Source organism: Hyalangium sp., from assembly GCF_035629615.1.
Lineage (GTDB): Bacteria > Myxococcota > Myxococcia > Myxococcales > Myxococcaceae > Hyalangium.
Genome location: NZ_DASPHO010000244.1, coordinates 1 through 7,117 on the forward strand (window position 1 = coordinate 1; position 7,117 = coordinate 7,117).

The window sequence follows — 7,117 nt, forward strand, 5'->3', positions numbered from 1 at the left end:
GGGCAAGCTGGATCGCTTCGCCGAGCTCTGCGGGGACCTCATCGCCGAAGGCCACCGGGCGCTGGTCTTCAGCCAGTTCACCGAGATGCTGGAGCTGCTCAAGACCGAGGCCGACAAGCGCGGCATGCAGTACCTCTACCTGGACGGCCGCACCAAGGACCGCATGGCCAAGGTGGATGACTTCAACCGCCCGGACGGCCCGCCGCTGTTCTTCATCAGCCTCAAGGCGGGCGGCACCGGCCTCAACCTCACGGCCGCCGACTACGTCATCCACTATGACCCGTGGTGGAACCCGGCCGTCGAGGACCAGGCCACGGACCGAACCCACCGCATCGGCCAGACCCGGGCCGTCATCAGCTACAAGCTCATTACCCGCGGCACCGTGGAGGAGAAGATCCTCTCCCTCCAGAAGCGCAAGAAGGACCTGGCCGCAGGGGTGCTCGGGGGGGATGGGGACTTTGGTAAGTCCTTGACGGAACAGGACATTCAGGACCTGTTCACCGAGGCCTGACCCGCGTCCGTCCCCCTCCGTTGCCCTGTCTTCTACCCATCCGACAGGCATGCGCCTGCACGGAACGTCTGTGCAGTGCCTCCGTTACCTGCTAGGGTGTTCAGTACCAGGGCTCCAAAGCGGATATCGGAGGACGTGTGCTGCTGGGACTTCGGATTTCGAACGTGGCGGTGATTGAAGAGGTGGAGGTGGGGTTCGGCGCCGGATTGACCGTGCTGACGGGAGAGACGGGCGCGGGCAAGTCCATCCTCGTGGACGCGCTCGGGCTGCTGCTGGGCGGCCGGGCGGACGCGGACGTCATCCGCGCGGGCCGTGACGAGGCCTCCGTGGAGGGCATCTTCGCGCGCACCCCGGTGGTGGCCGAGCGCCTGGAGGATCTCGGGCTGCCGGATCTGGGTGAGGAGGTGCTGGTGCGCCGGGTGGTGGGGCGCAACGGGCGCGGCAAGGCGTACGTGAATGGCTCGCTGGTGACGGTGGGCATCCTGGCCCGGCTCACTCGGGGACTGGTGGACATCGCCGGCCAGCACGAGCACGTGAGCCTCTTCGACTCCAGCCTGCACCGCACGCTGCTGGATCGGTACGGCAACCTCTCCGAGGCGCTCGAGGTGTACGGGCAGCACTTCGCCGCCGTGCGCGAGCTGGAGGCGCGGATGGAGGCCCTGGGTGGCGATGAGGCCCGCGTCCGTGAGCGAGCCGAGTTCCTCCGCTTCCAGCTGGACGAGATCAACCGCCTGGATCCCGCGCCGGGCGAGGACGCGAAGCTGGACGTGGAGCGGCGCCGGCTGGGGGGAGCCGAGAAGCTCAAGCGCCAGGCCGCCGAGGCCGAGCTGCTCATCTCCGGAGATGAGAGCTCCGCCCTGGAGACGGTGGGGCGGGCGCTGGGGCTCCTCCACGACGCGCTGCGGTGTGACTCGACGCTCGAGCCCATCGTCCAGTCCATGGGCACGGCCATGGCGGAGCTCGAGGAGGCCCAGCGCAAGCTGAACCGCTACGCGGAGGGGCTCGAGTCCGATCCCGCCCGGCTCGGTGAGGTGGAGGAGCGCCTGGACGCCATCAAGCGGCTGTGCCGCAAGCACGGCACCGCCCTGGAGGGCGTGCTCCAGAAGCGGGGGGAGCTGGAGGCGGAGCTGTCCACCCTGGAGAACCGCCAGGAGATCCTGGAGGGGCTGGGGCGGGAGCGGCAGGCGGCCGAGGCTCGGGCGAGAGAGAGTGCTACAGGCCTGTCGCGGGCTCGCGCGGCCTGTGCGGGTGAATTCTCCCTCCAGGTGCGGGAGGGGCTGGCGGGGCTGGCCCTGGGCAAGGCCGCCTTCGAGGTGCGCGTGACGCCGGGCACCACCCTGCGGCCCGAGGGGATGGATGAGGTGGAGTTCTTCTTCAGCGCCAACCCCGGCGAGCCGCCGCGCCCGCTGGCCAAGGTGGCCTCGGGGGGCGAGGCCAGCCGGCTCCTGCTGGCCCTCAAGCGGGCCCTGGCTGACAGCGACGGGTGCGGCTGTTACGTGCTGGACGAAGCGGACTCGGGGGTCAGCGGGGCCATCGCGGACGTGGTGGGGCGCATGATCAAGGAGGTCTCTGGCTACCGGCAGGTGCTGTGCATCACCCACCTGCCTCAGGTGGCTGCCTATGCGGACGCCCACCTGCTCATTCGCAAGGGGCACAAGGGCGAGCGCACCGTCTCCGAGGTGGTTCCCCTGGCGGCTGGGGCCCAGCGGACTCAGGAGCTGGCTCGGATGCTCTCCGGGGTAGAGGTGACGCGGGAGGCGCTCGGGGCGGCCGAGGCGCTGGTGCGTTCGGCCCTCCGGGCCCTAGGCACTTCCCCCCGGTCGAGGCGTGAACCGGCGCCTGGGGGGGGGACTCGGGGGCGGCTTCGACAGAGCGCCTGAAGTGAGGCCGAGCATCCGCGTCCTTGCCCCGCTCCAAGTCGTCACATAGCATCGCCACCGTGTCCAAAACCGCAGGACAGAGCGCGGCACCGCGGCTGAAGGTCGTCTCGGCTGGTCTCACCGACGTCGGTCGGAAGCGCAACCACAACGAGGACAGCTTCCTCATCGACGACGAGCTTCAGCTCTACGTCGTGGCGGACGGCATGGGCGGCCACGCCGGTGGAGGCACGGCTTCCCGGATCGCCGTCGAGACCATCGACAAGGAGCTGCGCAAGTCGCGGGAGAGTCGGGACAACCCGTTCGTCTCCGTGCCCAACCTCCAGGAGGCCCTCATCCCCGAGGCCCTGCGCAACGCCGTGGAGCGGGCGTGCCTGGCCATCTACACCGCCGCCCAGGAGGATCCACGCCTCTCCGGCATGGGCACCACGGTCATCTCCCTCGTGGTGAAGGATGATCAGGCCTTCTTCGCCCACGTGGGCGACAGCCGCGCCTATCTGATCCGCGGCGAGCTGATCCAGCAGATCAGCGAGGACCACTCGCTCGTCAACGAGCAGATCAAAGCGGGGATGATCACGCCCGAGGAGGCCAAGCACTCCCGGTACAAGAACATCATCACCCGCTCGGTGGGCTTCGAGGAGGAGGTTCAGGTGGACGTGATGGGCGTCATCATCGAGCCCGCGGACGTCTACCTGCTCTGCTCGGATGGCCTCGCCAACATGCTCGAGGACAAAGAGATCCACGAGCTGGTGCTCAACACGCCCAACTTCCAGGACGTGCCCAAGCGCCTGGTGGACATGGCCAACGAGCGCGGTGGCGACGACAACATCACCGTCATCGTTGTACAAGTTCAGTCCTGACGGATCCTCTAGGGCCAGCGGACCATTTCACTGAGAGCGGGTGGATTGTTCACCTTGACACTCTAGAAATGCGGATGATAGCTGCGCAAACTGTTCCAGTTCAGGCGAAATGCCGATGACTGACGGACGGGGCGGGTAAGGGCGGGTCGGGGAGGTGTGGCGCGGAAGCCGAGGACTTAGGTTTGCGCGCCGTAGAGCACACCCAAAGAGAGCACGGGGAGTTGTTGCTTGGCGAAAAAGACCTACACCGTCATTGTGGTCTCGGACCACAACGCTCCGGTCAAGCGCTACCACATCCAGAAGTCCTTCCTGGTGCAGCTGGGCGCGGGAGCGCTGTTGCTGGTGGGAATGGCGCTGGGGGCCACGTTCCACTACTTCCAGGTGTCTCAGGACGCAGCGGAGAACCGCATCCTCCGGGATGAGAACCTGACGATGCGCAGCCAGCTGAAGTCGGTGCGCGAGCGCATCGAGCACATCGGCTCCACGCTGGATCGGGTGGAGCGGTTCGATCAGAAGCTGCGCGCGGTGACGATGCTGTCGGATCCGCAGCGCAACCTGGCCATGGGCCCGACGGAGCCGGAGCCGGGCACCGCGTCGCCGACGACGGACACCCAGTTCACGCAGCTGACCAGCACGGACACGCCCAACGCGCTGATGGGGCGGCTGGATCGGCTGTCGGCGGAGGCCACGCGGCAGGAGCAGAGCCTCCAGGAACTGCAGGCGTACTTCCAGGACCAGCGGTCGCTGCTGGCGTCCACGCCTTCCATCTGGCCGGCGCGCGGCTGGGTGACGAGCGACTTTGGCCAGCGGCTGGATCCGTACACCGCGGATCGCGTGATGCACCAGGGCCTGGACATCGCGGCGCCGCACGGCAAGGAAGTGTTCTCGCCGTCGGACGGCACGGTGGTGTTCGCGGGGCTCGAGGGCGGCTACGGCAACGTGATCGTCATCGACCACGGGTACGGCATCAAGACGCGCTACGGCCACCTGGCGAAGATCCTCGTGAAGGCCGGTGACAAGGTGAAGCGGGGAGCGCTGGTCGCGGCCGTGGGCAACACGGGTCGCTCGACGGGCCCGCACCTGCACTACGAAGTCCGGGTGAACGGCATCCCGCAGAACCCGCGGAAGTTCATCCTCGAGGAGTAGCAGGACCGGGGACGAAGCCGTCGAGGCGGATGCGCCTCTGCTGGACTTCGTCCGTCCTCCTCCCCAGCCGCTCCAGGACGTGGGCCCGCTCCAGCTCGGCCCACAGGAGTGGCCCCAGCACCTGCCAGTGAGAAGGCTGATCCACGGTGAGCTCCAGCAGCGACACCGTGTGCCGGGGCACGTCCTCCGCCGCGGTGCCCCCGGGTAGCACCTTCGCCATGTCCTCGGCGAGCCGTGCGCGCGTGGCCTCACGCTGTCCGGCCTGGACCGTGAGCTGCGAGGAGGGGGTGAGCAGCGCGGCGAAGGCGTCCGGGTGGATGCGAACCACCTTGGCGCCCGGGTACTGCGCGGCGAGCGAGCTCACGGTGGCCAAGAGCACCGCGTCTCCCACGCCGAAGCCGAAGCGCGCGTTGATGGTGATCATGCCCTGCACGTCCGCGATGACGGCGCCCACCCGCCAGCCATCATGGTGGGCGTGGGTGGACAGGTCGAACTCCTCTTTGAGGAGGCTGCCCTGGGTGAGGGCAAGCGCGGAGATTGCGCCCAGCTTGTCCGGCTGGCCTCGGCGCCCACGCTCGGCCTCGAGCAGGGTCTCCACGGCGAGCTGGACGGGCTGGGGGCTTCGGGCGACGGCCCAGGGGTGCAGGGCGATGAGGGCGGTGGCGGTGGCGTCGTCGAGGGAGTAGGGCATCCCCGCTCTTGTATCGCGGCGGCCGTGCGCGCGCAGGAACTCCGGGAGGGCCGAGGCTCAGCGGCGGTGCGCCGTCACCGTCACCTCGTCGCGGTCATGGTAGAGCTGGCGCACGGTCAGCCCCTTCCAGCCGCCGTCCTCGGTGAGCGTGTGGCGCACGCGCAGGAGGATGGGGTTCTTGTCCTTCATGGGCAGCTTGATGTTGGCCACCAGGTGCGAGGCCCAGCCGCGCCGCCCCCACTTGGCCAGGAGCTGGGCCACCTCCAGCGGGCGCCAGGCCATGTCGCAGAAGAGCCAGTCCACGGGCTCCTCCGGAGCAAAGGCGAAGGCGCTCTCCTGCACGTGCCGCACGCGAGGGTTCGAGGCCAGCTCGGGCATGAGCCGCGCCGGATCCACGGCGATCACCTTTGCGCCGCGAGCCACCAGCCGCTGCGTCCACCCGCCAGGAGCGGCTCCGAGGTCCGCGCAGACATCGCCTCGGCCGGGCTCGAAGGCGAGCCCATCCAGCGCCTCCTCCAGCTTCATCGCCGCCCGGGAGGGGGACTCGCCTGCGCGCCGCATCCGCCGCCGGCCGCCGGGCGCGAGCGACAGGGCCTCGCGGGCGGGCACGGCGCCTACGGTGGTAGCTCCGGGCGCTACGCACACGGAGACGAGCAGCGCCCCGGCCTCCCGGGCCCGCTCCGCGTCCTCGAGCAGGCGTCTGGCGGGAAGGAGCCCGCGAACCGCCTCCCGGAGCGACTCTGCCTGGGCGGCAAGGGCGTTCCCCTGCGGGGTGTCTGGCGTGAAGGCCTGGAGGACGAGGGGAGCGGGCGGAGACAGGGCGGCCACTCGCTCCGCCACCGCGGCGGCGAGCGACTGCGGCGCCTGCTGGGGGAAGCTGGCGAGCACCTGGAGGCCTTGCCGTGCGAAGGCGGGAGCCAGCCCCTGCCGGCCCTCACTCTCCACCAGGGCCTCGCCCAGCAGCCGCGGCTCGGCTCCAGCCCAGGCCAGCTCCTCATAGAGGTGGGGCTCGAAGCCTACGCGACACGTCCAGAGCCAGCGGCCAGGGCGAGCCGGGAGTGTCTGCGGGGGTGTGGGGGGCACCCGCACCCGGGCGGGGACGCGAGGGCCGGGCGAGGCAGAGACAGGCCGCTCGGAGGGGCGCCCGGGAGGGTGTGGCGGGCGCTGCCCCGAAGGGCGAGCGGGCCGGCGATTCTGGGGTTTTCGGCGTCGAAGCATTGCGTAGGCTCGGTTCCGCTTTACTCTGTCCTGACCGCGCGCAGGGCAGGCGGGCAAGAGGAATGCCTCGGGAGCGCGCGCGGTTATCCCGAGGTTCCCTCTTACATCTCCAGGGATTTCCCTTCACTCGCTGCCTCCCTTCGGGGATTCTCGCGGCGCGAGAGAACTGAACGCATGATCGAATGGACTTTAAAGAAGCTCATCGGGACCAAGAATGAGCGCGAGCTCAAGAAGACCCGTGTGAAGGTTGCCCGCATCAACGAGCTGGAAAGCCGGATGCGGGAGCTGAAGGACGAGGACTTCCCCGCCGCCACGGCCCGGATGAAGCAGGAGGTGGCCAACGGCAAATCCCTCGACGAGATGATGTTCGAGGCCTTTGCGCTCACGCGCGAGGCCGCCCGCCGGGTGATCGGCCAGCGCCACTACGACGTGCAGCTGATCGGCGGCATGTTCCTGCACGAGGGCAACATCGCGGAGATGCGCACGGGCGAGGGCAAGACGCTGACGGCGACGCTGCCCTGCTACCTCAACGCGCTGTCCGGGCGCGGCGTGCACGTCGTCACCGTGAACGACTACCTGGCCCGCCGCGACTCCGAGTGGATGGGCCGCATCTACAAGTTCATGGGGATGACCACCGGCTGCATCCTCCACGAGCTGACAGACAAGCAGCGCCAGGAGTCCTACCGGGCGGACATCACCTACGGGCAGAACAACGAGTTCGGCTTCGACTACCTGCGCGACAACATGAAGTTGTGGCTCAAGGACTATGTCCAGCGCGAGCTGAACTTCGCCATCGTGGACGAGGTGGACTCGA

Annotated in this window: 6 protein-coding genes and 1 pseudogene; 5 read left to right on the forward strand and 2 right to left on the reverse strand. The window is 68.9% G+C overall.

All coding sequences use genetic code 11. From position 1 onward, the window contains the following. The 4 genes from VD972_RS12260 to VD972_RS12275 all read left to right on the forward strand — a co-directional run. The coding region (locus tag VD972_RS12260) for a C-terminal helicase domain-containing protein (RefSeq protein ID WP_324985694.1) at positions 1-511 on the forward strand (511 nt) is incomplete at its 5' end. 137 nt (positions 512-648) lie between these two features. Next, entirely contained in the window at positions 649-2,391 is a 1,743-nt protein-coding gene (recN, locus tag VD972_RS12265; RefSeq protein WP_324985697.1) for a DNA repair protein RecN, read from the forward strand. A 59-nt stretch (positions 2,392-2,450) separates the two neighbouring features. Beyond that, positions 2,451-3,248, forward strand: coding sequence for a Stp1/IreP family PP2C-type Ser/Thr phosphatase (locus tag VD972_RS12270; protein ID WP_324985700.1), 798 nt, complete (start codon positions 2,451-2,453; stop codon positions 3,246-3,248). Between the two features lie 228 nt (positions 3,249-3,476). Beyond that, positions 3,477-4,394, forward strand: a complete 918-nt coding sequence (locus VD972_RS12275; protein WP_324985703.1) for a M23 family metallopeptidase — start codon at positions 3,477-3,479, stop codon at positions 4,392-4,394. Here VD972_RS12275 and VD972_RS12280 read toward each other — a convergent pair. Further along, entirely contained in the window at positions 4,378-5,085 is a 708-nt protein-coding gene (locus tag VD972_RS12280) for a GGDEF domain-containing protein (protein ID WP_324985706.1), read from the reverse strand. The two genes, VD972_RS12275 and VD972_RS12280, sit on opposite strands and share 17 nt — an antisense overlap. Before the next feature lie 57 nt (positions 5,086-5,142). After that, a complete protein-coding gene (gene rlmM, locus VD972_RS12285) occupies positions 5,143-6,168 on the reverse strand; it encodes a 23S rRNA (cytidine(2498)-2'-O)-methyltransferase RlmM (RefSeq protein ID WP_324985709.1) in 1,026 nt (341 codons plus the stop codon). A gap of 309 nt (positions 6,169-6,477) precedes the next feature. Here rlmM and VD972_RS12290 point away from each other — a divergent pair. After that, a pseudogene (locus tag VD972_RS12290) lies at positions 6,478-7,117 on the forward strand (preprotein translocase subunit SecA); the annotation flags it as partial.